The following is a 26847-nucleotide window of genomic DNA, read 5'->3' on the forward strand; positions in this document are numbered from 1 at the left end:
CATTGAATATGAAAAACCTTGTCCTCAAGGGTAGTTTCTTCGCCCTGCTTCTGACCCTGGCCTTCAGCCAGGCCGATGCCCAGCGCGCCCCGCGTCGCCGCCCTGCCGGTGGTAACGCAGCCGGTGCGGGTGCCGGTACCACTGGTGCCGGTGCGGGTACGCAGGAGTCGGTGAACCAAACAAAGGCCCCCTCCGGCTACAACCCCTATGGCAACATTCCGATCGAAGTGGATTCGACCGGTTCCAACGACACCACGGTTCGTAAATCGCTGCGCAACGACAACGCCTACGACAAGTCGGCGCTGAATGACCGCACGCCGCTTAATTACGAGCACCTGCGCTGGGACGACGCCCTCTTTGCCGAAAAGGTATGGCGTGAGATCGATCTCCGCGAGAAGATCAACAAATCCTTCCAATACTCCGCTGAAGACGATAACGGCAGCCAGATGTTCATCAACATCCTGATGCGCGCCGTCAACAACGGCTCGGTGACGGCCTTCTCCGATGAGCGCTTTACGACGCCCATGACCTCCACGGAGATCCAGGGTCTCACCCAGGGCTCGCGCGATACAACACCCGTTGTTGATATCAACGACCCGAGCAAGATTGTGAAGTACACGGTAACGAGCGCTTCCTTCGATGCCAAGTCGGTAACGAAGCTGCGTATCAAGGAAGAGTGGGTATTCGACCGCGAAGCGAGCCGCATGTTTGTGCGTATCCTCGGTATCGCGCCGCTGAAGACCCTCTTCAATGCCAACGGTACAGAGCGTGGCTCCTCGGTTATGTTCTGGGTTTACTACCCCGACCTCCGCGGCACGCTGGCCAAGTACGAAGTGTATAACCCCAAGAACATGGGTGCTAGCCGCATGACCTGGGAAGAACTCTTCGAAGCCCGCATGTTCAGCTCCTACATCATCAAGTCCACGCTCGACAACCCGGGTAACAAGGGTATCAAAGCGATGATCAAGGACCCGATCCTGGCGCTGCTGGAAGGCGACAACATCAAAGACCGCATCTTCAACTACGAGCAGGACCTCTGGTCGTACTAACAGATCTTTCCTCTTAGAAAAAGTCCCCCGGAAACGAGGGACTTTTTCTTTGGAGCGACATGAAAAAAACTCAAAATATTTCCGGGCATTTTCGGGTGTTTATCAAAGAAAGTACAGTACTTTTACCTCGGTTTTTCATAGGATATTGGATTTTAAACGGGGCCGGATTTCCATCCAGCCCTTTTCTTTTGTCCCTACGGGGAAAGAGTAGCGAACAGAAGAACAAGGAACAAGGAGTGCTGAAATGAAGACCGAAATAGTAAAGGGCGAATCAACATTCGCCCTTTACTGTTGCTGCCTTATGCGTAACTCTCAATTCCTTGTTCCTTGTTCATTGTTCCGACGAAGCCGGGACGGATTCGTCTGTCTCATCATCGCGGTTGAAGTACGCCCGCACGATCTTCGCCTTCCCCACCCCGATCACTTTCGAGAGGTCTTCGAGCGACTGGCGCCGCACGCCCGCCACGCTGCGGAACGTTTTCAGCAGGGTTTGCGCGGTTTGTGTGCCGATGCCCTTGATATCTTCCAATTCGTTCTTAAAGGTGCCTTTGCTGCGCTTGTTGCGGTGGCTCGAAACGCCATGGTTGTGTACCTCGTCGCGGATGCGGCGGATCAGCAGCAAGCTTTCCCCGTTGTAGGGCAGCTTCAGCGATTCCTTATCGCCCACGAAGAAGAGTTCCTCTTCGTTCTTGGCGAGGCCAACGAGGGTCATGCGGCCCTGCAGTCCGAGTTCCTCGATGGCTTCATGCGCGGCACCCAGCTGCCCCTTGCCGCCGTCGATGATCACGAGCTGCGGCAGGTCCTCCCCTTCATTCAGCAGGCGCCGGTAGCGGCGGTACACGCCTTCTTTCATCGAAGCGAAATCATTGTTCTTTCCCTCGGTGGTCTTGAGGTTGAAGATCCGGTAGTCTTTGCGGCTTGGCTCGCCGTTGCGGAAGCAGACCATGGCCGACACCGGGAAGGAGCCGTGAAAGTGGGAGTTATCGAAGCACTCGATATGTACCGGCACTTCCGACAGGTTGAGGTCTTCCTTGATCTGGAGCAGCACGGGATACTTCGTCGATTTGGTACCCGTATTCAGCCGCTCCTTGTTGCGCTGCTCGTTCACGAAATACTGCACGTTCTTTTCCGAAAGCTCCAGCAGCTTTTTCTTTTCTCCTGCTTTCGGGATCGTTACCTGCACGCCGGGCTCGTCGTACTCGATCGGGAACGGAATGACGATCTCATGGGCCGTGCTGTTGAAAGTAGAGCGGAGCTGCCCGATCGAAAAGGAAAGGATCTCCTCGACGCCTTCGTCGAGCTGGGCTTCCACACGAAGCGTTTTTGTTTGCACGATGGCGCCGTTTTCGAGCATCAGGTAATTGACGTACGCTATGTCGCCTTCCTTCTGGATCGAGAACACATCGAGCCCGTCGACCTGGTTATTGACCACGATGGAGCGCGACTGGTATTGCTCCAGGAAGCGAATCTTGCGGTGCACGGCCTCCGCCTTCTCGAACTCGAGCGCTTCGGCGTGGGCTTTCATCTCTTTTTTGAAATGCTGGAATACCGGTGATAACTGGCCCTTGAGCAGGTTCTTTACCTGGGCGATGTTTTCGTCGTAGTCTTCGAGCGATTGCCGCGCCTCGCAGGGGCCTTTGCAGTTGCCCAGGTGAAACTCGAGGCACACCTTGAACTTTCCCTTTTCGATATTGCGCGGCGTCAGGTTGAGCGGGCAGGTGCGGAGCGGAATGGTTTGCTTGATGAAGTTGAGCAGGTCGCGCACCTTTCCCACCGAGGTGTACGGACCGAAATACTGCGAGCCATCTTCGATACGCTGGCGCGTTAGGAACACCCGCGGGAAGGGCTCGTTCTTGATCACGATCCAAGGATAGGTCTTGTCGTCTTTGAGGTTGATATTGAAGAGCGGCTGGAACTGCTTGATGAGCGAGTTCTCCAGGAGGAATGCGTCCTGCTCGGTGCCGACGATGGTGAACTCGATGCGGCGGATGCGGCGCACGAGCTCGTGGGTTTTGTAGCTATGGTCGCTCTTGCTGAAATAGGAAGCCACCCGCTTGCGGATATGTTTGGCCTTTCCCACGTAGAGCAGGTTGCCATTGACGTCGTAATATTTATAGATGCCCGGTTCCTGTGGGAGGGTAGAGGCTATCTTCTGGAATTCTTCCTGGGTCATTTTGTTCCGCTCGTGAGGGTTAGCTGGGAAAATCGTTCCAGAACACCTTGGTGCGCCGGATGCGCTCGGTGCCGCCGGGGCCGGGGTAATTCTCGGAGATCTGGAAATGGCTGTTGGAGCTCCAGATCAGGTTTCGGTGGGCGCTGAAGCCATTCTTGTTTTCGTAGATGTCGATGATGATGGTCTTTACCAGGCCGCCGCCCTCATCGGGATCGATATATACCTGCTGGCGCTGCAGGGGCGCTTCTGCATTTTTCGCCGTATAGAAAAGCACCACCTTGTTCAGGGTTTCATCGAAGTACTTATTCTCCGTATAGTCGTCACGCAGCTCGTCGGAGCTGATGTCGGGCATGTTGAGAAAGGGGGCTGCCTCTTTCCGGAACTCCTCGCGGCTGATCACCGTTGTGTCGCTGTGGCCGGGCTCCTCGCTGATTTTGCGGATATGGTACAGGCTCGTGTCGACGTCGCGTACCTGGCTGCGGATAAAGGAAAGCGCCGGGAAGGACTGCGTATCGGCCGCGGGGTCTTTCTTGTCTTTGCACGACAGGAACAGCAGCGACAGCAATCCGGGCAGCAGGTACTTCATAGCTTCAAAATTAGGGATCAACAAAAGATCCCGGCCATAAGCCGGGATCAAATGCGGTAAGCAGGCGGATTTCCTAGTGCTTGCCGTTAAGCGATACGCCGATGCGGAGACCGACATCGAACAGGTTTTCCTTGACAGGGTACTTGCTGACGAAGCTCGACATCAGCTGGTAGCGTACCTGGGGGCCGATCTGCCAGGCAAGCTTCCCGGTGGAATAGCCTACGTAGGTCGAGAGGGCAGTGTTGACGTTGAAGCGGCGAACGAGCCAGGGCACTTCCGCGTAGCTCTTGTAGTCGGTGGAAAGGAGGTACACACGGTCGCTGAGGATATAGGTCGGCTGAATAGTGCTGGTCAGCCCGAACTGCGTGCGTTCGTTGCCGGCGATCCGGAGCTCCACACCAACAGGTGCGGATACCTGGAAGTACATGTTCTGCAGGTTCTCCTTCCGGCCACCGCCGTCGAGGTTGCTGTACGGGGTGCTGCGCTGCGTTGAGCCGCCGCCGTTATAGGCCATCGTGGCCGTTTGCGGTGCGAAATTGTCGAAGGCCTGTACCACGTAGCGGCTTACATTGAACTGCACACCACCCTGGACCTTCAGGTTGCGGGCGAAGGCGTACTTGGCCGTAACGCCCACTTCCAGGCCGAGGCTTGGCTTGTGGCTCACGGCATCGTTTACATTATACAGTGCGAGGGTATTGGGATCGGCATTCGTGGGCGGAACGTTGTCGACGAAATCCTTGTTCTCGGTCAGCGAGCGGTAGCTGAGCGTCGGCGTAAAGAAGACCTGGACGCTCAGGCGGCTGTCGGCAGCTTTGGGTAGGCTGACCTTCGCAGCAGGATTCGCGGGGGCGGCATTGGCCAGCTTCAGCGCATAGGGCTCGGCGAGGGATGCGTCGGTATAGAGGCGACCGAGCTCATCGGCCCCGGCCGATTCCAGGCTGGCTAAATCGTCTGTGCCGGGTGCGGCGTCAGACAGAGTTTTGCTCGAAGCGGCACCCCGGGTGCCGGCGTGGCGGCGGCGGTTATGCGTTGCGATGCTTGCAGTCAGTTCGAAATTAGATTGAGGAAGCTCGTTTGTCGCAAACAGCGAGCGGACAGGAGCGGAGCCCGCGGTACCCGCGTCGGCACTGCCGGAGGCGATACCGTAGCCGGGACGATCCTGCCGGGTAGTGCCGGCTATCGAAGCGTTGGCGGAACCCGCCTGGGCTATGCGGCCAGGAGCGGGGCTATCGCCGGAGCGCCCGCTGAGCAGGTAACCGGAAAGCGATGCCGCCACCATGAAGAAACCGGTGAACCAGCCGATCCGGCGGTTGCGGCGCTTCAGGCGGTCGGAAATTCCTTTCCACACCTTATCGGACGGGCGCATCTGAAACCGATCTGCATTCTGTTTCAGAAAGTCCTCCAACGAATCATCTGTATAAAATCGCCTCATGGTCGTGTCTGCTAAAGCAAGCTTTTTGGTTAACGCCTGGCTGCCACCGACATCCACTCGGGGGAGCGGGGCAGCAGGATGTTTTTCTTTTTCAAAATATCTTCGAGCATCGCCTTGGCCCGTGTGTACTGGCTGCGGCTGGTGCTTTCTTCGATGTCGAGCATATCGGCGATCTCGCGGTGGGAGAAGCCTTCAAGGGCGAAGAGGTTGAGCACCGTCCGGTAGCCCAGGGGCAGCAGGCGGATGCATTCGACCACTTCTTTAGCCTGCATGATGGACGGGATCGCGTCTTCCCGGACCTGCAGCGTATTGGCGTGGATCAGGTCCACGCTCTCGTTGAATTTCTTGTTTTTCTTCAGGATGTTGATGCAGGTGTGCACCATGATGCGGCGGATCCAGCCTTCGAGCGAGCCGCGGTTTTCAAAGCTTCGGATCTGCGAAAAGACCTTGATGAATCCTTCCTGCAGCATATCCTCGGCATCCTCCCGGTTGTGGGCGTAGCGGTAACAGACGCCGAGCATCTTGGAGCTGAACCGGAGGTACAGTTCCTTCTGCGCCGAAGCGTTGTTTTGCAAACATCCTTGTAAGAGGGCTTCCTCTGTCATAAGCTTCCGTGTGGTGTGCCTGTAAGTTAGACAATTGCCGCTGGGAAATGCTGCATGGCGGGGAAAAAAATCGTGAGCGGTGAGCGGGTGAGCGGGAACCGGCAATCGGGCAGCGGGAAGCGCAGAAACAACGAACGGATGCCCAATGGCATCCGTTCGTTTAAAGGGGAGCTTTGCGCTCACTGCCCACCGCTCACCCCTGTCAGCCTGAGCGCAGTCGAAGGCTTAATCCGTATCCGCCTTCGTGCTGTCGGCAGCCTGGCGATGGATATCGTGGGCCCAGGCAATAAGGGCAGCACGCTCCTCGGTGGAGAGCACGGCATCCTTGTGAATCCAGGTATAGGAGTCGAGCGGCATCGCGCCTTTTTCAATCAGCTCGGCCGACTCTTCCATCTTGCGGCTCTGGCGGCGGCGGGTATAGCCGGCAAACTCGTCGAAGTTGAGCTTTCCCTTGCCCTCGTTCACGTGGTGCTGCAGCCACCAGCCCACCGGCTGTATGTTGGCGTACCAGGGGTACCGGGTGTTGTTGGAATGGCAGTCGTTACAGGCTTTTGCCAGGATGGACTGTACGCCCGCGGGCACCGGGTAGTGCTCGCCGATAGCCGCCGCCTGGCGGCCGGGATGGATGTTTCTTTCAGGACGGATGAGCTGGATGAGCACCAGCAGAATGACAACGATGAGCAATATGCGCTTAACCATACATCAAAACTTTTGAACGATCACAATACTTCCGGTTCGATCAAAATCGTGCCGGTCATCTCTGCCGGGATCGGGAGCCCCATCATTTTAAGAATAGTAGGGGCAATATCGCCGAGCTTCCCGGGGTGGATGCTGCCACGCCAATTCTTGTCAATGATGAAGAGGGGTACCGGGTTGGTGGTGTGCGCGGTGTTGGGCGTGCCGTCCTCGTTGATCATATAATCAGAGTTCCCGTGATCGGCAGTCAGGAACACGGTATAACCATGCGCCAGGGCCGTAGTTACAACCCGGGCCACGCACTGGTCGACCGTTTCGACGGCTTTGATCACCGCATCCCATACGCCCGTATGGCCCACCATATCGGCATTGGCGTAATTGAGGCACACGAAATCGGGACCTTCGCCCTGCAGCTCCGCCACGATGGCGTCGGTGAGGGGGATGGCGCTCATTTCGGGCTGCAGGTCATAGGTGGCCACCTTGGGCGAAGGCACCATGATGCGTTGCTCTCCTTCGAAAGGCTGCTCGCGCCCGCCGCTGAAGAAGAACGTTACGTGCGGGTATTTCTCCGTTTCGGCCAGGCGGATCTGCCGGAGACCGGCCTTGCTGATCACTTCGCCGATCGTGTTGTTGAGGTTGTCGTTGTGAAAGAGCACGTGCACGTCCTGGAAGGTCGCGTCGTATTCGGTCATCGTTGCATAGTACAGCTTCAGCGGGTGCATGCCGTAGGTCGGGAACTCGGTCTGCGTCAGCGCGCGGCTGATCTCGCGGCAACGGTCCGTGCGGAAGTTGAAGCAAAGAACGGCGTCGCCTTCCTGGATGCGGGCCACGGGGGCGCCGTTTTCGGTGATAACGGTGGGCAGGATGAATTCGTCGGTAACGCCTTTATCGTAGGAAGCCCGGATCGCTTCCAGCGCCGAGGGGGCCGTTTCGCCGCGGCCCTGCACCAGCGCATCCCAGGCCTTTTGAACACGTTCCCAGCGGTTGTCGCGGTCCATCGCGTAGTAGCGGCCGCTGACCGTAGCAATACGGCCGGTCGAGCCGGGGAGGTGCTCCTCGATCTGGCGGATATAGTTGTAGCCGCCTTTGGGGTCGGTGTCGCGGCCATCGGTAAAGGCGTGGATGTAAACCTCGCTGAGGCCGTGCTCCTTGCAGATGTCGAGCAGGGCCATCAGGTGGCGGCTGTGGGAGTGTACCCCGCCGTCGCTGACGAGGCCAAGCAGGTGCAGGGGCTTGCCGTGCTGCTTCGCATAGTCGATAAGCGCGAGCAGCTCGGGGTTCCGCGCCAGCTCGCCGTCGCGGACGGCCACGTTGATCCGCTGGAGCTCCTGGTACACGATGCGGCCGGCGCCCAGGTTCAGGTGACCCACTTCGGAGTTGCCCATCTGGCCCTCGGGAAGCCCTACGTCCTCGCCGCAGGTGGTAAGCGTGGTATGAGGGTATTGCTGGTACAGCGCATCGACAAAGGGCGTGTTGGCGGCGCGGATCGCATCGGCTTTTTCGACGCGTCCGAGGCCCCAGCCGTCCATGATCAGGAGAATGACTTTATGTTGCGGCATTTGAAATTTGTTTCGTTGGACGCAAAGCTACCGAATCGTAAACCTTTTGTTTATTTTAGTGCCGTAAAGCCCTGCCGCTGCAACTGGCACCATTTTAGCCAAGTGGCGGTTGAAAACAATCCACTATGAAGAAACTATTACTTTTCTCGTTCGCTCTTGTGGCGCTGCTTTCGTTCCGCGCCCTCAGCGGCCTGGACGATGTCATCGGCGCCCTGCGCAGCGGCAATGCCAGCGAGCTGGCCCGCTACATCGACGACAACGTGGAGATCTCGCTGCCCGATAAATCCGACCGCTACAGCCGCGCCCAGGCGACCATGGTGCTCCAGGATTTTTTCGCCTCCAACGGTGTCAAAAGCTTTGAGCTGAAGCACAAAGGCGACAACGGCGGCAACCAGTTCTGCATCGGCACGCTTCTGACACGCGGCGGCACCTACCGCACCACCGTATACCTGTCGAGCCGCAATGGCCGCCAGCTGGTCCGGGAGATCCGCTTCCAGCAATGACCCATCCCCCTACCCGTTCCCCCGTCCTTCGCCAAAGGCTACGGCCGGCGGTAAAAGGGAAGGGGAGTAGACCTGATTGAAAAGACAGACCATCATCCACCAGGGCCCCGGAAGGGGCCTTTTTCGTTGCCCCCAGCACTTGGACCCTCCCGGAAAGGGAGGCGGAAACGGTCCGCATTCCACTTACGACAAGCGCTCATTCGGTCCTGTATGCCGCTTTTCCCTTGTAACGATTGCAAAGCGGGTTTTCAAAACGGGAACCCACTTTGTACGGCTTACAAACCCGGTCGCGGATTTGACAAGCGACTTTGTGCGCTTTACAAACTTGAACGCAGATTTGAACATCCACTTTGTAACGTGTACAAACCCGATCGCGGATTTGAACATCCGCTTTGTACGGTGTACAAACCCTATTGTGAAAAATGCAGAACGGTTTGTAAGGCTTACGAAGCCTTCCGCAAAAAATCCATGCTGATCTGGATCATCCTGAAAACCTGCCCATCGCGCTTGCGCGATCGCAGCCTGCCCCGCAGTGATAGGGTGCTTTTTTGTGCCTGCGGCGAGGAGCGAAAGAACGCAGATCCGCCAGCTGGCGGATGCGCAGATTATTATGATTGGTTATGATTTGCTTACGCACGCGAAAGAAAATCTGCGCTAATCTTATAAATCATAAAAAATCTGCGTTCTTTCTCTCCCCGCCGCTTGCGGCCAACCTGGCGTTACCTTAGCGGCATGATCCCCGACTTCGACAACCGACTTGATGAACTCATTGCCAGTGCCCTGCGGGAAGACGTTGGCGACGGCGACCATTCCACGCTTTGCTGCATTCCCGCCGACGCGCGCGGGACAGCCGTGCTCAAGATCAAGGAAGACGGCGTGCTGGCAGGCGTAGCCGTGGCCGAAACCGTATTCCGGCGCCAGTACCCGCAGACCGTATTCCGGGAGCATAAGCGCGACGGCGAGGCCATGCGCGCGGGCGAAACCGCCTTCGAGGTGGAAGCGCCGGTACACGTAATCCTTCAGTGCGAGCGGCTCGTGCTCAACATCATGCAGCGCATGAGCGGGATCGCCACCCTCACCCGTAGTTATACGGTATTGCTCGAAGGCTTTAAGACGAAGCTGCTCGATACGCGCAAGACGACACCCAACTTTCGCCTCCTGGAGAAAGAAGCCGTCCGGATCGGCGGTGGCGTCAACCACCGCTTCGGGCTGTTCGATATGATCATGCTTAAGGACAACCACATCGACTATGCCGGTGGGCTGCAGCCCGCGATCGAGCGTGCGCACGACTATGTGCAGCGGTACCGCCCCGACCAGAAGATCGAGGTGGAAACCCGCTCGCTCGACGACGTACGCACGGTGCTGGAGATCGGCCAAGGCAAGGTGTTCCGCGTGATGCTGGATAACTTCAGTCCGGCGCAGGTGCAGGAAGCCGTTGCCCTGATTGCCGGCGCCTTTGAAACGGAAGCGTCGGGCGGTATCAACAAAGACACGATCAAGGCTTATGCTGCCACCGGCGTCGATTATGTCTCCGTTGGCGGGCTTATTCACCAGGCCCGGAGCCTCGACCTGAGCCTGAAGGCAGTCGTGAAGTAAGTTTTAGATTTTATGTTTTACGTTTGGGTTTGCAACGTTCAACCTGAACTGAAGCACAGGACCCTGAACGTAACACGTAATACACAAAACGTAAAACGTAACACGCAGAACGTAAAACGTACGAAGGTGAGCAAAAAGAAATCCGATAAGAACGGGTTCGTGTACAGCACCGATCCCAACTTTCAATATGCACCCGACGAGACGGGCGCCGCGGAAACGCTGCCCCCGGCCCGCCAGAAGCTGCGCGTGCTGCTCGAAAAGCGGGGCGGCAAGCCGACAACCGTTGTCTTCGGCTTCGTGGGGCAACCCGCCGACCTCGAGGAGCTCGGCAAGAAGCTCAAAGGCTTTTGCGGCACCGGCGGCTCGGTGAAGGATGGCGAAGTGCTCGTGCAGGGCGACCAGCGCGAGAAGGTGATTGGCTGGCTTCTCAAGAACGGCTATTCCGGAACCAAGAAAGCAGGCGGCGCATGAGTGAGCTTCTTCAGATGCTGGTAACGCTTCTCTTTATCGCCGCCGCGGGCTTTGTGCTGCTGCAGCTCGCCCTTTCGCTGCGCCAGATGGTCGGCGGCTTCCGCCACGACGACCAGCGCCGGCAGCGCAATTCTGTATACATGATCGCCTTGTGCTTTATTGCCCTCGTGCTGCTGTACCGCCTTTGGTTCTGGCTGATGTGGCAGATGGACTGAGCGCGGCGGGCGCCGCGCATTGAATAATAGCTAATGAAAAATGTCTATTGAATAATGCGGGGCTGGCGCCCCGGTAAACATTATTCAATAGACATTATTGTTTATTCAGTGGCTGCAGGACTTACTGCCCTTGCGCGAGGCTGTATGCCTTTTTCCCATCCCATACATTCAGCAGCTCGGTCGAGCAGATCTTGAAGTCGGCCGTAAGGCGCTTCAGGAGCTCGAGGATGTCGGTCTGCGTAACGGCTTCCTCGCCGACGCTTTCGAAGCGTGCCGTGTACTGGTTTACGAGGTTGGTGTAGACCGATCCTTTGGGCCACACCTGCGTGCCGCGGTTGGAGATGGTGACGAGCTTGAAGAGGTCGCCGGTATGGAGGAGGCACTTGCGGGCCACCTCGTTGTGGTTTTCGGAGCTTTCGATAAATACGTCGGCGCCCACGATCTTTTCCTCGCTTACCTCGCGGCTCACCATCATGGTGTTGTGCTCGAGGCGACATACGGCAGCGGTTTCGGGCACGTTGGGGAGGCTCGGCTTCATTCCCTGCTCGGGTACGCGGCCGAAGTTGTCGATAATGGCCTGTGCAAACTCGGTGGTGTTGACGGCGGGCTTGCTGCGATCGCCGAAGTCGCCGGTGCGGATACCCTGCTCGAGTGTATAAAGAAGCGCGTTCTCGATCACGGCGGCATTCTCGCGGTAGCCGAGGTGGCGGAGCATCGCCAGGCCCGACAGCAGCAGGGCCGTGGGGTTGGCTACGTTCTTCCCGGCGATATCCGGCGCGGTGCCGTGTACGGCCTCGAAGATGGAGATATGGTCGCCGATGTTGGCGGAAGGAGCGAAGCCAAGGCCGCCCACAAGACCCGCGCAGAGGTCGGAGATGATGTCGCCCTGGAGGTTGGTCATCACAATCACGTCAAACTGGTCGGGGCGCACCACGAGTTGCATGGCGAGGTCGTCGACGATCTTGTCGTCGGCTTTTAGGTCGGGGTATTCTTTGGCAACCTCATTAAAGCAATCCAGGAAAAGACCATCGGTGAGCTTCATGATGTTGGCCTTGTGGCCGCAGGTGATGCGGCGCGCTCCTTTCTTCTGCGCCATATCAAAGGCGTAGCGGATCACCTGCATGGAGCCGGGGCGGGTGATAAAGCGGCGGGAGAGGGCTACGTCGTGGGTGAGCATATGCTCGATACCGCCGTAGGTGTCTTCGATGTTCTCGCGCACGATGGTAAGGTCGATGGGAATGCCGGCCTTGGAGAAAACCGTGTCCACGCCGTGGAGCGTCTGGAAGGTGCGCTTGTTGGCGTAGGTGTTCCAGGTCTTGCGGGCCGTGACATTCACGCTCTTGACGCCTTTGCCCTTCGGCGTTTCCATGGGGCCTTTGAAGAGGATGCCGTAACGCTCGATCGTAGCCTGCGCTTCGGGTGTCATCCCGTTGGAGTAGCCTTTATCGAAGACCCATTTACCCATTTCCACAAATTCATACTCCAGGTCGATCTTATTGGCGGTAAAGATGCTCAATACCGCGTCCATGATTTCCGGTCCGATCCCATCTCCTTTGGCTACAGCGATTTTCATTGTCTAATATTTTGGTTTTGAATGCGAAAGGGGCAATCCACGGCTGTGCTGAAAAGCCCGGGCCGTGCTGCATTCCCTCCGCCGGCCCCCGCGGGGCCCCGTTGGTTGGGTAATTAATGTGCCCGCAAAATTAGGAGTGGGGAATCTATTGTACGAAGGGCTTTGCACTTAATTCTTGGTACCGGGTTTGAATAGTTTACTCTAAACTTGTAGTATGGTATCCAAAATATCAGAGGGGGTCAAGATAAGCGTGGAGACGTTCTACCAACAAGACTACAGCAACCCGCTCCAGTCGGAGTTTATGTTCGCATACCGGATCACGATTGAGAACAACAATTCCTTCCCGGTGAAGCTGCTGAGCCGCCACTGGTACATCTTTGATTCCGACGGTGAATACCGTGAAGTAGAGGGCGAGGGCGTCGTAGGAATGCAGCCCGTTATCAACGCACACGATGAGTACCAGTATGTGAGTGGTTGCAACCTGCACACCGAGATGGGCCGCATGCACGGCACGTACCTGATGGAAAACCTCCATACGAAGCAGCTGTTCGAAGTGAATATCCCGGCTTTCGAGATGATCACCCCGTTCAAATACAACTAACCAGGCTCATCCCTGCGAGCGCCGTGGGACCGCTATGCGGCGACCGGGATGACACAAAACAATATTATTCCTTTGGATACCACAGGAGCGTGAAACGTGAATCGTGCACCAGGGCCCGTAGCCCAGGTTCACGGCTCACGATTCACGAAGAGCCCCCGTCGCAGGCGGGGGCTTTCCTTTTTTAGTATCGTGAATCGTGAATCGTCAATCGTCAATCCGCCAGGCGCGGTAAGGAAGAACGGATGCCAAAGGCATCCGTTCTTTGGCTTCGGGCGTCAGCCATTCACGATTCACGATTCACGATTCCCGATTCCCGATTCACGTCCCGGAGCTTAAGCAGGCTGTTATTTCGGCTTATACCGGCTTTCCTCGTAAATCGTCCGGGCCGGCGTGGCGAGGATCTCCTGGAGCGTCTTTTTGCTGTTGCGGTCGGCGTAGGCGCGGAGCATCCGCCAGCCGATCCAGGGCCCGATGTTGCCGGGCACCTCTTCGGGAAGCCCCTGCGTGAAGGGCGCCTCGCCGATATAGGTCTGGATCGTCGACGGGTCGATGCTGTAGAGATTTTCATTCTTGAGCAGCTCGCCCCAGATATTGCCTTCGTTGCTCGCGATGAACTTCAGCTGCGCGGCCGTGTAGCCCGTCTTTACGCTGTCGGGCGCGTCGGGGAGCAGGTGGTCGAGGAGGAAGAGCTGCTTGCCCTTTTCCACCAGCTGCTCCAGCAGGGGGCGCCCGGTACTCATGTCGGGATAGAGCTCGTTCACCACGTTCTTCATCGCCACCGGCACAATGTACTCGCGGTCGAAGCGGCGGCTGACGTAGAGCGGGTACATCTGCTGCACGTCGGGTGCGGCATACACCGAGAAATTCTTGCCGGCAAAGGCGTGGAGTCCGATGGCTACATAGTCGGTGCTGATGGCGGTCCACTCGGCGTCGAGCGGGCCGATATACGTGATCATGCGGCCAGGGACGGCATAATCGGGGTAATAATATTTGACATAGCGGTAGCCTTTCTCCAGGTCTTCGCGCACATCGTCGAGCGAGGGGTACTTGCGCTCGATGCTGTCGTAGATGGGCTTGTAGTCGTGAAGCATGAGGCGCACTACCTTCTGGCCGGCGGAATCTGCCGGGTTGATGCCGACGATGCGTCCGAGGAAATCGCCGTAGAAGGCCGGGTGCGCGTTGCGCAGCGCCGCGAGGCCGGATGGGATGTTGTTGCTGTCGATCCGGAAGAAGTCGCGCTCGAAGCGCTCGGTTTCGAGGTGCACCTTGATCTTCGAGATGTTGGGGTGACGGCTGTCGTGACCACAGGCGGCGAGGAGCATCAAAATTGCAGCGAGGAAGGGAAGTGGCTTCATTGTCTTTTCCGGAACTTTGCGGCAATTTAGCCAAGGTTCTCAAGGTTCTCCGGGTTCTTAAGGTTTTGAAAGGGTTTCGGAGAGTTTTGAAAGGTTTCGGAGAGTTTTGACAGGTTTTGACAGGTTTTGAAAGGTCGGTACCTACTGGCCGGCAAACTAATGAACGAATACACGCATTCTCGTATGAAGATCTTCCTCGCGCAGCAGAATTACCATATCGGCAACTTCGCCGCCAACGTGGCGCGGATCAAGAAGGGTATCGACAGTGCCCGCGCGGCCGGCGCCGACCTGGCCGTTTTTTCGGAGCTGTGTATCTGTGGCTACCCCCCGCGCGACTTCCTCGAGTTCGGCGATTTCGTGCGCCAGTGCTACGAGTCGCTCCAGGACGTGGCGACCTATGCCGGCGACCTCGGTGTGCTCGTGGGTGCGCCCGCCCGCAACCCGCAGCGCGAGGGCAAGGACCTGTTCAACGCGGCTTTTCTCCTGCATGAAGGCAAAGTGAAGGCCGAGATCCACAAGACGCTGCTGCCTACCTACGACGTGTTCGACGAGAACCGCTACTTCGAGCCGGCCTTCTCCTGGAGCTGCGTCGACTTCAAGGGCCGCAAGCTCGCCGTGACGATCTGCGAGGATATCTGGAACCTTGGCGACAACCCGACGTACCGCGAAACGCCGATGGAGCACCTGATCAAGGAAGGTCCCGAGGTGATGATCAATCTTTCGGCCTCCCCGTATAACTACGCCCAGGATACCGTGCGCCGCTCCATCGTGGAAGCGCATACTGTCAAGTACGGCATCCCGATGCTGTATTGCAACACGGTGGGTTCGCAAACCGAGATCGTGTTCGACGGCGGCTCGCTTGTCTATGACCGCAACGGCCTGCTGGTAAAGGAGATGGCTTATTTCCGGGAAGACGAAGCCCTCTTCGACCTCGACGAGCTGACGAAAGTAGCCGAGGTGCCTTCCGTGGCCCACAAGTACTACTATTCGGCCACCGAGGTGGGACGCGATACCGATACGCTGCACTACCTCAGCGACGACAAGAATATCAGCGAGATCCACGATGCGCTGATCCTCGGCATCCGCGACTACTTCGGCAAGATGGGCTTCAGCAAGGCCACGCTCGGTGCCTCGGGCGGCATCGACAGCGCCGTAGTGCAGGCCCTGGCGGTGGAAGCTTTGGGTAAGGATGCGGTGCATGTGCTCCTGCTGCCCTCGGAGTTCTCTTCGGATCATTCGGTAACGGATGCCGTTGCACTGAGCAAGACCCTGGGCAACCGGCACGACATCGTGCCCATTGCGCCCGTGTACGAGGCCCTGCTGGGCGCGCTCAAGCCGCTGTTTGGCGACCTGCCCTTCAATGTAGCGGAGGAAAACCTGCAAAGCCGCGCCCGCGGCAACATCCTCATGGGGCTCGCCAATAAATTCGGCTACATCCTGCTCAATACGTCCAACAAAAGCGAGCTCGCCACGGGCTACGGCACGCTCTACGGCGATATGGCCGGTGGCCTGTCTGTACTGGGCGACCTGTACAAGATGCAGGTATATGCCCTCGCGCGCTTCATCAACCGCGACCGCGAGATCATCCCCAACAATATTCTTGAAAAAGCGCCCAGCGCCGAATTGCGGCCGGGCCAGAAGGACTCCGACTCGCTCCCCGATTACGAGGTTCTCGACCGGATCCTGTACCAGTACATCGAGCTGCGTCAGGGCCCGCGCGACATCATCGCCCAGGGCTTCGACGAGGCCCTGGTGAACCGCGTGCTGCGTCTTGTGAACATGAACGAATACAAGCGCAACCAGTTCTGCCCCATCATCCGCGTGTCGGCAAAAGCATTCGGTGTGGGCCGGCGCTTGCCGATCGTGGCGAAGTACCTCGGGTGAGAAAGTCTGGAAGTGGGAAGTCGGAAGTCGGAAGAAGGGTTGCGCAGTACACCTATGCCCGTCATTGCGAGGGAGCGGAGCGGACGAAGCAATCTCTTCCGGGCTGGCTCCGCGGCTCGATCGGGCCGCAGCGTATGCTCCAAGAGATTGCTTCGCTGCGCTCGCAATGACGTTTCAAGGCGAGCGCTTCCTAAAGTCTGTAGCTTATCAGCTGCGCCGAGTTGCGCACGCCCGTGGAGTCGGTGGCTTTCATTTCCACAACACCTACGTCTTTCGCCAGGTAAAAATCGATCTGGCCATTGATTGCCGGCAGCGGGAGCGGGATGGGCACGGGGAACTGCGAAGCAACGCCGATCGTGGGCTTGCCCTGTACGTGCTGCGTGTTGGGGTAAAGGTGGCCAAGCACGCTGTGGTTGCTGTTTTTCTCCAGGTAGGTATATTCAATCGCTGCGTAAAGCCGGACGTTGAGGGTCACGGGGCCTGCGTTGAACGGGATCGTGATGGCCGTAAGCGTATCGAGCCAGGTGCTGCCCTGCGCGTTGTTGGCTTTGAGCACGGTGGCGTAAAAAGTAGCCGGGATATAGAGCGAGGACGGATCGGCGGGAACGGGCAGCAGCGAATCGAGCAGCGGCGCGATGAGGGCGCGGATCGAGTCGGGGTCGATACCCATGCCGGCCAGCGGCATCGCCAGGCGGTAGTCGCCGTTGGCGCAGCTATACAGGAGTCCCTGGCCAAAGCCCGGGATGGCGCTTACCTGAGAAAAGGCCTGCCCGTCTACCGTCGTATCGCCCAGTACATACACGGGTCCGGTGGCCGTGTCGGTGCCATCCACGAGGTAGGTGAAGACGGACGAATCGCAAAAAGGCAGGTAGGGGCAATTGATGCATTGGCGGTTGCCCGTGGCCGGTAGTCCGCCGCCTTCGAGGCTGATCTCCTTCTGGCAGCTCCAGGCCAGGAACAGCAATACGAGGAGGGCGGTAAGCGCTGTGATCTTTTTCATTATCGGTGTTTAAGGCTTACCAGGAGCGTGGCGGTGATGGGCTGGTTCACGAGCGGATCGGGCACGAGGGTATCGCGGCCCACGGTGAGGTTGTGCGGCCCGATGTAGTACAGGCGCAGGTGGCCGCCGATCCCGAGGATCGAAGTACCGTTTACGTTGAGGTATTGGTCGTTGTCGGACAGGTTCCAGCTGAAGGGCGCCAGCACGGGTCGGGTGGTGTCGCAGCGGTAGGCGCTGTCGTTAGTGATCCCGCTGCCGTTGGGCAGGAAGGTGTAGCTGTTGTCCCAGACGCAATCGGCCAGGGTTCCGGGCTGGATGTACTGGTCGGCGCTGCCGTCGCCGTTGAGGTCGAGGGCGGCCCAGTCGAACGACCAGGTGGTATCGGTGAGCCAGGCGCGGCGTTCCTGCTGCTCGTAACTGAGGCTGTCGCCGTCGTTTTTCTTTTGGCAGGCCGCAAAGGCCAGGATGCAGGCCAGCAGGGCGGCTGCGGTCTTTTTGAGTGAGCGGTTCATGTCGGGTAAAGATAGTCGTTCCGGCCGGCACTGCACGGCTCAGCGATAACGGCCCGTCATTTGCTGAGTACCGCTTCGTAATTTGGCACCATGGTACAATCCTCCGAAGAGATCAGGCAGCTCAATGAGCGCATTGCCTATTCCGCCCGCTTTGTCGACATCCTCCGCAAGGAGGTGGGTAAAGTGATCATCGGGCAACCCTATATGCTGGACCGTCTCCTCATCGGGATGCTCAGCAACGGCCACGTGCTGCTCGAAGGCGTGCCCGGGCTGGCAAAGACCCTCACCATCAAATCGCTGGCGCAGGCCATCCACGCGCAGTTCAGCCGCATCCAGTTCACCCCCGACCTGCTTCCTGCCGACGTTATCGGTACGATGATCTACAACCAGCAGCGCGCCGACTTCGTGGTGCGCAAGGGGCCGATCTTCGCCAACCTGATCCTCGCCGACGAGATCAACCGCGCACCGGCCAAGGTCCAGAGCGCGCTGCTCGAGGCGATGCAGGAGCGGCAGGTAACGATCGGCGACCATACGTATAAGCTGGAAGAGCCTTTCCTGGTACTGGCCACCCAGAACCCGCTCGAGCAGGAGGGAACCTACCCGCTCCCCGAGGCGCAGGTCGACCGCTTTATCATGAAAGTGGTGGTGGGCTATCCCACGCGCGAGGAAGAGCAGCTTATTATCCGCCAACAGGTGGCCGGCGCCGCACCGCCCAAAGTGGAGCCCGTGGTGGCCATGCAGGAAGTGCTCGACGCCCGCAAGCTGGTGCGCCAGGTATACCTCGACGAAAAAGTGGAGCAGTACATCCTCGACATCGTCTTCGCCACCCGCGACCCCGGCGGCATGGGACTCAAGAACCTGGATGGCCTTATCTCGTACGGCTCCTCGCCGCGCGGCTCCATCAACCTCGCGATCGCCGCCAAGGCCCATGCGTTCCTCAACCACCGCGGCTACGTGATCCCCGAAGACGTGCGCTCCATCTGCAACGACGTGCTGCGCCACCGCATCGGCATCACTTACGAAGCAGAGGCGGAAAGCATCACTCCGGAGATGGTTATCGAACAGATCCTTAAGGCGGTTCCGCTGCCTTAGGAAAGTTTGTAGTTTGGGGTTTGTAGTTGGCTTCAGGTTTCAGTAATGCTTCTGCAGTGTGCCGGTTGAATTGCTGACACAGGCAGGCAAATAATTCAGAAAGGACTTTTTACCAATAGACTAATCAATCGCTCCGTTGCTCACGACACCCGACATATTAAAGAAGGTCCGGATCCTGGAGATCAAAAGCAAGAAGCTTACGAGCGACCTGTTTACCGGCGAGTACCACAGCGCCTTCAAGGGCCGCGGTATGTCGTTCAAGGAAGTGCGCGAGTATGCGCCGGGCGACGATGTGCGCTTTATCGACTGGAACGTGTCTGCCCGCTTCGGGCATGCCTTCAGCAAGGTGTTCGAGGAAGAGCGCGAGCTGACGGTAATGCTGCTGATCGATGTAAGCGCTTCGTCGCTCTTCGGCACTTCGGCGAGCAGCAAGCGCGAGCTGGCCACCGAGATCGCGGCGGTGCTTGCCTTTTCGGCCATCAACAACGGCGACAAGGTGGGTGCCATCCTGTACAGCGACCGCATCGAAAAATACATACCGCCCAAGAAGGGACGCCAGCAGGTGCTCTTCCTGATGCGCACGCTGCTGACCATCGAGCCGAAAGGCAAAGGCACCAACCTTGACCAGGCCCTGCGCTACTTCAACAACACACGACGCCAGAGCAGCATCTCCTTTGTGCTGAGCGACTTCCTAGACCGCGATTATGCCGATGCGCTCCGCGTGGTGTCGCGCCGTCACGACGTGGTCGGGATGAAGATCTACGACCGGCTCGACCAGACGCTGCCCGACGTGGGCCTGCTGGAAGTGCAGGACCTCGAGACCGGCCGCCGCCAGCTGGTGGACACGGGCAATTCTTTTGTACGCTATGAATACGAGCAGGAATTTTTCCGGATTACCGAGTATGCCAATACGCAATTCAAGAAGGCAGGCAGCGACCTGCTGCACCTCCGCACCGACGAGGATTATGTAAAAGTGCTCCAGCGATTCTTCATCAGCCGCGTCCGCCCATGACACGTTTTTGTTTCCTGCTGCTCCTTGTTTTTTCAGGCGGGGCCCTTGCGGCCCAGGAGACGCGCTTGTCGGTACGCACCGATAAAAGCACGATCCTCATCGGCGAGCCGCTCGACCTCGAGGTGGCGCTCACGGGCGCGCAGCCCGCGGCTCCGATCACCCTTGACAGCATCCCTTACTTTGAGGTGCTCCAGGCTGTTCGAACCGATACGGTATTGCAGGCCGGGGCCTACAGCGTGCACCAGCACTGGACCCTTACCAGCTGGGACAGCGGGCTGCGGCGCATTCCGCCGATCGTATACGGAAAACAATCGTCGCCGGCGATCCCCATCGCCGTGCGGTTCTCGTCGCCGTTCGATAAGGATGCGCCCTACCACGACATCAAGGACGTTGAAGACGTGGAGCTGCCCACGCGCAACACCTGGGTCTGGTACGTGGTGCTGGCGATCCTGCTTGCCGGTATCGCGCTGCTGCTCTTCCCGCGCCGCAAGGGCGATGCGCCGGCGGCCCTGCGGATCGACGAGCAGTATTACAAGAAGGTGCTGCAGCAGCTGCAGGCGCTCCAGAACGACGAGGCGCGGCGCCGGCAGCCCAAGCAATTCTATACAGACCTCGTGCTCATTTTCCGCGGTTACCTGCTGAAGCGGAAAGGCTACTACTCCGACGCCGATACGACCACCGACCTCGTGGCAAGGCTGCCGCAGTGGCGGGTACCCGCTGCGCTGCAGCAGGAGCTGAAAGCCACACTCCAGGAAAGTGATCTTGCGAAATTCGCCAAATACGATCCCGGTGCCGCCGCTATGGATGGTGCCGTGCAAACCCTAAAACGAGCCGTCGTGGCCATGGAGGAGCATAGCCGATGATCTACGACTGGATACAGCAGCTAAGCTTTGCCTACAACTGGATGCTGCCCTTTGTGGGCCTGGTGCCGGTGCTGGCCTTTATCTGGGCGCGCAGCCGGCACGGACGACGTCCCTCGCTGCGCGTGTCGACAGCCGCCGTCTTCCGCGTGCGGTCAGCCCGCAGCCGCTGGCTTTTCCTGCTGCCGCTGTTTCGCATGCTGGCCGGGCTGCTGCTTGTGGCCGCGCTCGCCCGCCCGCAGGTGCGCGACGTGCAAAAGCGCTTTCTCGGCAACGGCATCTCCATCGTGCTGTGCATGGATGTGAGCGGCTCCATGGCAACGCCCGACATAGCACCCTACCGCCTCGCGGTGGCCAAGGAAGTGGCCATGGAATTTGTGCGCGCCCGCCCCGTCGACCAGATCGGCCTGGTGGTGTTTGCCGGCGAGACCTTCACGCAGTTTCCGATCTCCACTGACCACGAGGCGCTGCTGGAGCAGATCCGGAGCCTCCGGCCCGACATGCTGGTACGCGGTACATTGATCGGCGAGGGGCTGGCCACCTCGGTAGCCCGTCTCAACGACGTGCCCGGAAAAAGCAAGGTGGTGGTGCTGCTCACCGACGGAAGCGAGGAAGCGCCACCGACGCGCCTTATCGACCCGCAGACCGCCATCGGCATTGCCCACGCCAAAGGCGTGAAAGTCTATACCATCGGGCTCAACTCGGGCGGCAGCATCGACGTGCCCGGGCAGGGGATGCGCAAGCTGGCTGATATCGACGAGCCGCTCCTGCAGCGCATGGCGCAGACCACGGGCGGTGCTTACTTCCGTGCCCGCGACCGGCAGGCCCTCGAAGGCATCTACGCCCGCATCAACCAGCTCGAGAAAAGCGACGTACAGGTGATCAACCGCACACGCTTCCACGAAGAGTTTCACTGGTTCGTGCTCGGCGCCCTCTTTTTTCTGCTCCTGGAAGGGCTGTTGCGCTATACTTTATTCCGTACTTTGCCCTGATGATGGAAGGTGTGGTGTATAAATCGACGGGCAGCTGGTATTCCGTGAAAGACAGCGCGGGCCGCTGGTGGAAGGCAAGGCTGAAGGGCATCTTCAAGCAGGATGGCCTCACGTCGACCAACCCCATCGCCGTCGGCGACGTGGTCGATATCGTATCGGAAAACGAAGGCGAGGATACCGCCACCATCACCCGCATCCACGACCGGCGCAATCACATCAACCGGCTTTCGCCAAAGGGGCGGCACCAGCAGCATATCGTAGCCGCCAACGTCGACCAGTCGCTGCTTATCGCCACGCTGCGCGAGCCGCGCACCTCCATGGGCTTTATCGACCGCTTCCTCGTTACCTGCGAGATGTACCATGTGCCCGCCGTGATCCTTTTCAACAAGGCCGACCTGTACCGCGATAAGGAATGGGAGCTTTATGCCGAGACCGAAGCGATCTACACGGAGGTCGGCTACCGCGTGCTGCTCATTTCGCTGAAAGAAGGAACAGGAATGGAGGATGTCGCGGGCCTGCTCCAGGGAAAGACAACGCTCGTAAGCGGGCACAGCGGCGTGGGCAAATCATCGTTTATCAACACGGTGCTCGGTACTGCCATCAAGACGCAGGATGTGAGCGGCTGGAGCGGCAAGGGCCAGCATACCACCACGTTCGCCGAGATGTATGACCTGCCGGGCGGTGGCTCGATCATCGATACACCGGGATTGAAAGAGTTCGGGCTGGTGAATATTGAAAAAGCCGAACTGAGCGGTTATTTTCCCGAGATGCGCGATCGCCTGCAGGGCTGCCAGTTCAACAACTGCCTGCACGCCGAAGAGCCGGGCTGTGCCATCAAGGAAGCGGTCGCCGCGGGCGAAATTTCGGAGGAGCGGTACATCAGTTACCGGACCATCCTCGATACGATCGACGAGAAGCGTTACTAGCTCTTCCGCCGGCGTTGCATATGCCTTATTCATCAATCACTTACACGAACATGCGCAGGCCTTCGGCTGTGCAGCCGCGTTATTCCGGGCGTCGCCCCTATGCGGGTATTCAGTAGAAATACGGTTGAGCCGTAAATAAAACATGACCTGTGTCGTCCTGTAGCGGTTGGCCCTCGCTTATATTTAATACCACTTCCCACCTGGAGCCTTTCGTTTTTATCCCTTAACCAAAATCATTTTTATGTCAGCGAATGTACTTGAGTCAGTAAAGGCTTTTTTCAACCACGAAGTAGCCGGGCGCGCCGCTGCTTCGCTCGGTGAAAGCGACAGCAATGTTCACAAGGCGCTTTCCGGTATCATCCCCGTGATCCTCGGGTCGGCTGTTTCCAAAGCGAGTTCGGGCGATGCGGGCTCTGTGCTCGACATGGCGAAAAGCGCGGGGAGCGGAGGCCTTGCCAATACACTGAAGGGGCTTGCTACCGGCGACCTGCAATCGATCATTTCGCGCGGGATGGACCTTGTACACGGATTGTTCGGAAGCCATGCGCCAGCCGTCAACAAATCCATCTCGGGCTTCTCGGGTGTATCGGAGCCATCGGCCAATTCGCTGATGGCGCTGGTTGCGCCCGTGGCCCTGGGCAAGCTGGGTGAGCATGCTGCGGCAAACAACATGAACGCGTCCAGCTTCGCCTCGTACCTCGAAAGCCAGAAAGGAGCCATTGCGGCCGCGGTCCCCGCCGGGTTGAGCCTCGGTAGCATCCCGGGCCTGGGCACGCTGGGCTCGTGGACCGGAACGACGACAGGACCGACCGCCGCTACAGGTCCCGACATCCGGCAGCGCAGCATCAGCGAGGTGCGTCCGGCACTTCCCGACCGCAACCCAAGCGGCAACAAATGGCTATTGCCACTGGTGCTGGTCATTGCCGCACTGGTACTATGGTATTTCCTCGGAAAAGGCTGCAACAAGTCGCACGAGCAAAGCGGCACGTCCGATACCGTCACTACGGTGACACCCGCCCCGCTGCCGCCGGATACCAGCACAACGAGCAGTACGGGAAAAACATCTACCAAAGTCCGCCTTGCCAACGGAGTTGAGCTGGATGCCTATGCGGGTGGGGTAGAGGAGCAATTGGTGAAATGCCTCGACGACGCGGCCTGCAAGGCAGGAAAAGACAAGTGGTTCGATTTCGATAACATCAACTTCGAAGTGGGCAGCGCGCGCCTGACAGCGGAAAGCAATGCGCAGATCAACAACATAGCCGCTATTCTGAATGCCTATCCCGGCGCGCACGTCAAGGTGGGTGGCTATACCGATAAGACCGGTAATGATGCTGCCAACAAGACCCTCAGCCAGCAACGTGCGGATGCCGTGCTGGACGCCATAAAAGCGGCGGGAGGAAAAGCCGGTCAGCTTACTGGTGCGGAAGGTTATGGGTCGGCTTTTGCGAAAGTGCCTGCCACGGCAAGCGATGAGGAGCGGAGAAAAGACCGCCGCATTGCGCTGCAGCTGAACGCAAAGTAGGCGCTTCGCGCACCTGGAAATTCAGTTCCATTCTACCACGGTTCCCGGCAGCTTGCCGGGAACTTTTTTTTGCGCGGGCGGGAGGCGCCGGCGCGAAGCAGTTTTCAGCTGCGCATGTCGACCGTCATCAGCTTGCCTTCCAGCACGGACGCCAGTTCCACCACGGCCTCATTGGCGCGGCGCGAAGCTTCGCTCAGCTGGGTCGGGAAGAGGGAGATGCCGTTGTAAATGCTGTAGCAAAGCGTCATCAGGTGCTTACCGAAGGAAAAGTTCCAGTTGATGCTGTCGAACTCGTCTTCTTTCTGCGCAAAGGACACGTTGAGATCGGTAGAAAGGATGTCGGCTACAAGGTAAAAGCGCTTCAGGCCTCCGTCGTCGTCGATAACGGCTTCGGTACATCCCAGCGCGGTGCGTAAGGTTAGGCTCATGTCGGGGCGGTTTTAAATAAGACGCAGAAAGCGCGTCCTTAGCTGCATCCTCGCAAACTTTGTGCCCGGAGAAAAACCCTTAGAAATCATAGCTTTTCGGGCCGCGCCACTTCGCCTTTTTCTTGGGCGGCTCGCTGAGCAGCTTCTCGGCGCCCACGTTGCGGCCGTCGCTGGGGCAGCCTTCGCCTTTCTTCTTGAACACACTGCAGGACGAGCCCAGGACCAGGTAGGCAGCGGTGATGACGAGATAGACGCGGTGCTTCATAAACGGCGATTGAACCCCGAATTTCGGAAGAATTCCCCAGAATGGCCCGGCTTCCCGGCGCAGCGCCTCAGATTTGCGGTGAATCCCCGTTTTTGTGCCCCGGGCCGGCTTCGTTAACCGCGCTGAACCAGGCCGAGTAGCGCAGGTAGTTGTTGGCGATGCGGTGGATCTCGCCTTCGAGCAAGCCCGCCGGGAGCTCCTTGACCTTCTTTGCCGGCACGCCCGCGTAGATGGAGTTGCCCTCGCATACGGTTCCTTCGAGCACTACCGCGCCCGCCGCGATGATCGTATGCGGATGCACGACCGCGTTGTCCATCACGATGGCGCCCATGCCAACGAGCACGTGGTCGTGCACCGTGCAGCCGTGCACGATGGCGTTGTGACCGATGGAAACGTGGTTGCCGATGATGGCTTTTGTTTTCTGGTAGGTGGCATGGATCACCGCGCCGTCCTGCACGTTCACCCGGTTGCCCAGGCGGATGCTGTTCACATCGCCGCGTACGACGGCGTTGAACCACACGCTGCATTCATCGCCCATAACGACGTCGCCCACGACGGTGGCGTTCGGTGCGATAAAACAGTCAGCACCCCAGGCGGGATGCTTGTCTTCGACGGGGAGGATGAGTGCCATAAGATCGGTTTTCAGTTTTGAGTTTGCCGTTTCCGGTTGCGGGCGAAAGCTAACGACAAACTACAAACCACAAACTACAAACTACCTTTGTTCGATGAATCTCCGCCAGCTTTTTCTTTCCCATGTAGCGCAGACCTCCACCGCGCCGCTTGCCATCGAGGTGGTCAAGGCCGAAGGCTGCAGCCTGTGGGACGCGTCGGGAAAGGAATACATCGATCTTATCGGCGGCATCTCCGTTGCCAACGTGGGGCACCGTCATCCCGCCGTGCTCGACGCGATCCGCACGCAGCTCGATGCCTATCTCCACGTGATGGTGTACGGCGAGTTTGTGCAAAGCCCGCAGGTGCGCTATGCCGAGGCGCTTGCCGCTTCGCTTCCCGCGGGGCTCGACAGCGTTTACTTTACCAACTCCGGCGCCGAGGCGGTGGAAGGAGCGATGAAGCTGGCCAAGCGGGTCACCGGCCGCACCGGTATCGTGGCCTTCCAGGATTCGTACCACGGCTCCACGCAGGGCGCCCTCAGCATCATCGGCTCCGAATACTGGCGCAATGCCTACCGGCCGCTGCTCCCCGGCGTACAGCATGCACGCTACAACGACTTTGCATCGCTGGACCGTATTTCTACGGATACGGCCTGCGTCATCGCCGAAACGGTGCAGGCCGAGGCCGGCGTGCTTCCGCCTTCGCGCGAATGGATGCAGGCCCTGCGTGCCCGCTGTACCGAAACGGGCACCCTGCTCATCCTCGACGAGATCCAGACGGGTTTCGGCCGTACCGGGACCCTGTGGGCCTTCGAGCGCTACGGCATTGTGCCCGACGTGCTGCTGCTCGGCAAAGCTCTGGGCGGCGGCATGCCGCTGGGCGCCTTCATCGCCTCGCGCGCACTCATGAACCATCTCGCCGATGCGCCGGTGCTCGGACATATCACCACGTTTGGCGGGCATCCCGTATGCTGTGCGGCGGGGCTTGCCGCTTTCAGCGCGCTGCGGCAGGAGCGGCTCGCGGAAGGTGCCGAGAAGCTGGGCGCCCAATTCGAGGCCGGCCTTAGCGCTGTGCCGGGTGTCCGCGGCTTTTCGCGCTGCGGCCTCTGGATGGCGCTCCGCTTCGACTCCTTCGAAACGGCCAAGGGCGTTATTGACCGCTGCATCGAGGCCGGTGTACTGACGGACTGGTTTCTGTTTGCCGCCGACTGCCTGCGCATTTCGCCGCCGCTCAGCATCAGCCCGGAGCAGGTGGAGCGGGCCTGCGCCGTGATCCGTTCCGCCGCAGCGGGGCTCTGAGCGCGCCCGTCGTACATTTAGCAAAACAAC

The 26847-nt window shown here is 58.9% G+C and carries 27 protein-coding genes; 14 read left to right on the plus strand and 13 right to left on the minus strand.

The features are described from left to right. Nucleotides 1–8: 8 nt before the first annotated feature. Complete coding sequence (gene porN / locus ACYU7Z_RS15285; protein ID WP_460572012.1) at nt 9–1049, plus strand: type IX secretion system ring subunit PorN/GldN; 1041 nt, start codon at nt 9–11, stop codon at nt 1047–1049. Nucleotides 1050–1380: 331 nt separating this feature from the next. Here the strand turns inward: porN and uvrC are convergent, their stop codons facing one another. The 6 genes from uvrC to gpmI all read right to left on the minus strand — a co-directional run bounded on the left by uvrC (nt 1381) and on the right by gpmI (nt 8100). After that, nucleotides 1381–3222: an excinuclease ABC subunit UvrC gene (gene uvrC / locus ACYU7Z_RS15290; RefSeq protein WP_460572014.1), complete on the minus strand. Its 1842-nt coding sequence runs from the start codon at nt 3220–3222 to the stop codon at nt 1381–1383. Between the two features lie 19 nt (nt 3223–3241). Beyond that, nucleotides 3242–3808, minus strand: coding sequence for a hypothetical protein (locus ACYU7Z_RS15295; protein ID WP_460572016.1), 567 nt, complete (start codon nt 3806–3808; stop codon nt 3242–3244). Between the two features lie 73 nt (nt 3809–3881). Continuing rightward, a complete protein-coding gene (locus ACYU7Z_RS15300; protein ID WP_460572018.1) occupies nt 3882–5174 on the minus strand; it encodes a hypothetical protein in 1293 nt (430 codons plus the stop codon). A gap of 95 nt (nt 5175–5269) precedes the next feature. Then, nucleotides 5270–5815, minus strand: coding sequence for an RNA polymerase sigma factor (locus ACYU7Z_RS15305; protein ID WP_460572020.1), 546 nt, complete (start codon nt 5813–5815; stop codon nt 5270–5272). A 255-nt stretch (nt 5816–6070) separates the two neighbouring features. Next, a complete protein-coding gene (locus ACYU7Z_RS15310; RefSeq protein ID WP_460572022.1) occupies nt 6071–6544 on the minus strand; it encodes a heme-binding domain-containing protein in 474 nt (157 codons plus the stop codon). A gap of 20 nt (nt 6545–6564) precedes the next feature. Then, on the minus strand, nt 6565–8100 hold the full coding sequence (gene gpmI / locus ACYU7Z_RS15315; RefSeq protein WP_460572024.1) for a 2,3-bisphosphoglycerate-independent phosphoglycerate mutase: 1536 nt from the start codon (nt 8098–8100) through the stop codon (nt 6565–6567). 125 nt (nt 8101–8225) lie between these two features. On the opposite strand from gpmI, the gene ACYU7Z_RS15320 reads away from it, so the two are divergent. The 4 genes from ACYU7Z_RS15320 to ACYU7Z_RS15335 all read left to right on the plus strand — a co-directional run bounded on the left by ACYU7Z_RS15320 (nt 8226) and on the right by ACYU7Z_RS15335 (nt 10885). Further along, the gene (locus ACYU7Z_RS15320; RefSeq protein WP_460572026.1) at nt 8226–8603 is read left to right on the plus strand and encodes a DUF4783 domain-containing protein; all 378 of its coding nucleotides are present in this window, start codon (nt 8226–8228) and stop codon (nt 8601–8603) included. Between the two features lie 732 nt (nt 8604–9335). Next, a complete protein-coding gene (gene nadC / locus ACYU7Z_RS15325; RefSeq protein WP_460572028.1) occupies nt 9336–10199 on the plus strand; it encodes a nicotinate-nucleotide diphosphorylase in 864 nt (287 codons plus the stop codon). A gap of 126 nt (nt 10200–10325) precedes the next feature. After that, entirely contained in the window at nt 10326–10670 is a 345-nt protein-coding gene (locus ACYU7Z_RS15330) for a translation initiation factor (RefSeq protein ID WP_460572030.1), read from the plus strand. Continuing rightward, on the plus strand, nt 10667–10885 hold the full coding sequence (locus tag ACYU7Z_RS15335) for a hypothetical protein (protein WP_460572032.1): 219 nt from the start codon (nt 10667–10669) through the stop codon (nt 10883–10885). The genes ACYU7Z_RS15330 and ACYU7Z_RS15335 overlap by 4 nt, the downstream gene beginning before the upstream one ends. Nucleotides 10886–11006: 121 nt before the next feature. On the opposite strand, the gene ACYU7Z_RS15340 is transcribed toward ACYU7Z_RS15335, so the two are convergent. Continuing rightward, nucleotides 11007–12458, minus strand: coding sequence for an NADP-dependent isocitrate dehydrogenase (locus ACYU7Z_RS15340; protein ID WP_460572034.1), 1452 nt, complete (start codon nt 12456–12458; stop codon nt 11007–11009). Between the two features lie 214 nt (nt 12459–12672). Here ACYU7Z_RS15340 and apaG point away from each other — a divergent pair, with 214 nt between their 5' ends. Continuing rightward, nucleotides 12673–13059, plus strand: a complete 387-nt coding sequence (gene apaG, locus ACYU7Z_RS15345) for a Co2+/Mg2+ efflux protein ApaG (RefSeq protein ID WP_131449253.1) — start codon at nt 12673–12675, stop codon at nt 13057–13059. Nucleotides 13060–13403: 344 nt separating this feature from the next. On the opposite strand, the gene gldB is transcribed toward apaG, so the two are convergent. Continuing rightward, on the minus strand, nt 13404–14414 hold the full coding sequence (gene gldB / locus ACYU7Z_RS15350; RefSeq protein WP_460572036.1) for a gliding motility lipoprotein GldB: 1011 nt from the start codon (nt 14412–14414) through the stop codon (nt 13404–13406). A gap of 183 nt (nt 14415–14597) precedes the next feature. Between gldB and ACYU7Z_RS15355 the strand changes: the two genes are divergently transcribed. Then, complete coding sequence (locus tag ACYU7Z_RS15355) at nt 14598–16298, plus strand: NAD(+) synthetase (RefSeq protein WP_460572037.1); 1701 nt, start codon at nt 14598–14600, stop codon at nt 16296–16298. Nucleotides 16299–16488: 190 nt separating this feature from the next. On the opposite strand, the gene ACYU7Z_RS15360 is transcribed toward ACYU7Z_RS15355, so the two are convergent. Together ACYU7Z_RS15360 and ACYU7Z_RS15365 are read right to left on the minus strand one after the other, a co-directional pair. Beyond that, a complete protein-coding gene (locus tag ACYU7Z_RS15360) occupies nt 16489–17298 on the minus strand; it encodes a hypothetical protein (RefSeq protein WP_460572039.1) in 810 nt (269 codons plus the stop codon). Continuing rightward, complete coding sequence (locus tag ACYU7Z_RS15365) at nt 17298–17810, minus strand: hypothetical protein (protein WP_460572041.1); 513 nt, start codon at nt 17808–17810, stop codon at nt 17298–17300. Before ACYU7Z_RS15365 ends, ACYU7Z_RS15360 begins: the two co-directional genes overlap by 1 nt. 90 nt (nt 17811–17900) lie before the next feature. Here ACYU7Z_RS15365 and ACYU7Z_RS15370 point away from each other — a divergent pair, with 90 nt between their 5' ends. From ACYU7Z_RS15370 to ACYU7Z_RS15395, 6 genes are all read left to right on the plus strand, one after another. Beyond that, a complete protein-coding gene (locus ACYU7Z_RS15370) occupies nt 17901–18902 on the plus strand; it encodes an AAA family ATPase (protein ID WP_460572043.1) in 1002 nt (333 codons plus the stop codon). A gap of 136 nt (nt 18903–19038) precedes the next feature. Further along, nucleotides 19039–19914 (plus strand): DUF58 domain-containing protein, encoded by an 876-nt coding sequence (locus tag ACYU7Z_RS15375; protein WP_460572045.1) that lies wholly within the window; start codon nt 19039–19041, stop codon nt 19912–19914. Beyond that, on the plus strand, nt 19911–20777 hold the full coding sequence (locus ACYU7Z_RS15380) for a hypothetical protein (RefSeq protein WP_460572046.1): 867 nt from the start codon (nt 19911–19913) through the stop codon (nt 20775–20777). The genes ACYU7Z_RS15375 and ACYU7Z_RS15380 overlap by 4 nt, the downstream gene beginning before the upstream one ends. Beyond that, nucleotides 20774–21766, plus strand: coding sequence for a vWA domain-containing protein (locus ACYU7Z_RS15385; RefSeq protein WP_460572048.1), 993 nt, complete (start codon nt 20774–20776; stop codon nt 21764–21766). Before ACYU7Z_RS15380 ends, ACYU7Z_RS15385 begins: the two co-directional genes overlap by 4 nt. Next, nucleotides 21766–22692 carry a ribosome small subunit-dependent GTPase A gene (gene rsgA, locus ACYU7Z_RS15390; RefSeq protein WP_460572050.1) on the plus strand — a complete coding sequence of 309 codons (927 nt, stop codon included), beginning with the start codon at nt 21766–21768 and terminating at the stop codon, nt 22690–22692. Before ACYU7Z_RS15385 ends, rsgA begins: the two co-directional genes overlap by 1 nt. Nucleotides 22693–22933: 241 nt before the next feature. After that, nucleotides 22934–24214: an OmpA family protein gene (locus ACYU7Z_RS15395; RefSeq protein ID WP_460572052.1), complete on the plus strand. Its 1281-nt coding sequence runs from the start codon at nt 22934–22936 to the stop codon at nt 24212–24214. A 104-nt stretch (nt 24215–24318) separates the two neighbouring features. Here ACYU7Z_RS15395 and ACYU7Z_RS15400 read toward each other — a convergent pair whose 3' ends face one another. From ACYU7Z_RS15400 to ACYU7Z_RS15410, 3 genes are all read right to left on the minus strand, one after another. Further along, complete coding sequence (locus ACYU7Z_RS15400) at nt 24319–24642, minus strand: hypothetical protein (RefSeq protein ID WP_460572054.1); 324 nt, start codon at nt 24640–24642, stop codon at nt 24319–24321. Nucleotides 24643–24721: 79 nt separating this feature from the next. Beyond that, complete coding sequence (locus tag ACYU7Z_RS15405; protein ID WP_460572056.1) at nt 24722–24907, minus strand: hypothetical protein; 186 nt, start codon at nt 24905–24907, stop codon at nt 24722–24724. Between the two features lie 67 nt (nt 24908–24974). After that, nucleotides 24975–25538, minus strand: a complete 564-nt coding sequence (locus tag ACYU7Z_RS15410; protein WP_460572058.1) for a gamma carbonic anhydrase family protein — start codon at nt 25536–25538, stop codon at nt 24975–24977. A gap of 94 nt (nt 25539–25632) precedes the next feature. Here ACYU7Z_RS15410 and ACYU7Z_RS15415 point away from each other — a divergent pair, with 94 nt between their 5' ends. After that, nucleotides 25633–26817: an aspartate aminotransferase family protein gene (locus tag ACYU7Z_RS15415; protein ID WP_460572060.1), complete on the plus strand. Its 1185-nt coding sequence runs from the start codon at nt 25633–25635 to the stop codon at nt 26815–26817. Nucleotides 26818–26847 lie beyond the last annotated feature (30 nt).

This window comes from Flaviaestuariibacter terrae, assembly GCF_054777635.1.

Excerpts from the sequence above, each read along its gene's own strand:
- ACYU7Z_RS15385 (WP_460572048.1), top strand. The coding sequence starts at position 20,774 with ATGATCTACGACTGGATACAGCAGCTAAGCTTTGCCTACAACTGGATG.
- ACYU7Z_RS15300 (WP_460572018.1), bottom strand. The coding sequence starts at position 5,174 with ATGCGCCCGTCCGATAAGGTGTGGAAAGGAATTTCCGACCGCCTGAAG.
- ACYU7Z_RS15370 (WP_460572043.1), top strand. The coding sequence starts at position 17,901 with ATGGTACAATCCTCCGAAGAGATCAGGCAGCTCAATGAGCGCATTGCC.
- ACYU7Z_RS15355 (WP_460572037.1), top strand. The coding sequence starts at position 14,598 with ATGAAGATCTTCCTCGCGCAGCAGAATTACCATATCGGCAACTTCGCC.
- rsgA (WP_460572050.1), top strand. The coding sequence starts at position 21,766 with ATGATGGAAGGTGTGGTGTATAAATCGACGGGCAGCTGGTATTCCGTG.
- nadC (WP_460572028.1), top strand. The coding sequence starts at position 9,336 with ATGATCCCCGACTTCGACAACCGACTTGATGAACTCATTGCCAGTGCC.
- ACYU7Z_RS15360 (WP_460572039.1), bottom strand. The coding sequence starts at position 17,298 with ATGAAAAAGATCACAGCGCTTACCGCCCTCCTCGTATTGCTGTTCCTG.
- gldB (WP_460572036.1), bottom strand. The coding sequence starts at position 14,414 with ATGAAGCCACTTCCCTTCCTCGCTGCAATTTTGATGCTCCTCGCCGCC.
- ACYU7Z_RS15415 (WP_460572060.1), top strand. The coding sequence starts at position 25,633 with ATGAATCTCCGCCAGCTTTTTCTTTCCCATGTAGCGCAGACCTCCACC.
- ACYU7Z_RS15320 (WP_460572026.1), top strand. The coding sequence starts at position 8,226 with ATGAAGAAACTATTACTTTTCTCGTTCGCTCTTGTGGCGCTGCTTTCG.
- ACYU7Z_RS15335 (WP_460572032.1), top strand. The coding sequence starts at position 10,667 with ATGAGTGAGCTTCTTCAGATGCTGGTAACGCTTCTCTTTATCGCCGCC.
- ACYU7Z_RS15380 (WP_460572046.1), top strand. The coding sequence starts at position 19,911 with ATGACACGTTTTTGTTTCCTGCTGCTCCTTGTTTTTTCAGGCGGGGCC.
- ACYU7Z_RS15365 (WP_460572041.1), bottom strand. The coding sequence starts at position 17,810 with ATGAACCGCTCACTCAAAAAGACCGCAGCCGCCCTGCTGGCCTGCATC.
- apaG (WP_131449253.1), top strand. The coding sequence starts at position 12,673 with ATGGTATCCAAAATATCAGAGGGGGTCAAGATAAGCGTGGAGACGTTC.
- ACYU7Z_RS15310 (WP_460572022.1), bottom strand. The coding sequence starts at position 6,544 with ATGGTTAAGCGCATATTGCTCATCGTTGTCATTCTGCTGGTGCTCATC.
- porN (WP_460572012.1), top strand. The coding sequence starts at position 9 with ATGAAAAACCTTGTCCTCAAGGGTAGTTTCTTCGCCCTGCTTCTGACC.
- uvrC (WP_460572014.1), bottom strand. The coding sequence starts at position 3,222 with ATGACCCAGGAAGAATTCCAGAAGATAGCCTCTACCCTCCCACAGGAA.
- ACYU7Z_RS15340 (WP_460572034.1), bottom strand. The coding sequence starts at position 12,458 with ATGAAAATCGCTGTAGCCAAAGGAGATGGGATCGGACCGGAAATCATG.
- ACYU7Z_RS15395 (WP_460572052.1), top strand. The coding sequence starts at position 22,934 with ATGTCAGCGAATGTACTTGAGTCAGTAAAGGCTTTTTTCAACCACGAA.
- ACYU7Z_RS15405 (WP_460572056.1), bottom strand. The coding sequence starts at position 24,907 with ATGAAGCACCGCGTCTATCTCGTCATCACCGCTGCCTACCTGGTCCTG.
- ACYU7Z_RS15295 (WP_460572016.1), bottom strand. The coding sequence starts at position 3,808 with ATGAAGTACCTGCTGCCCGGATTGCTGTCGCTGCTGTTCCTGTCGTGC.
- gpmI (WP_460572024.1), bottom strand. The coding sequence starts at position 8,100 with ATGCCGCAACATAAAGTCATTCTCCTGATCATGGACGGCTGGGGCCTC.
- ACYU7Z_RS15400 (WP_460572054.1), bottom strand. The coding sequence starts at position 24,642 with ATGAGCCTAACCTTACGCACCGCGCTGGGATGTACCGAAGCCGTTATC.
- ACYU7Z_RS15410 (WP_460572058.1), bottom strand. The coding sequence starts at position 25,538 with ATGGCACTCATCCTCCCCGTCGAAGACAAGCATCCCGCCTGGGGTGCT.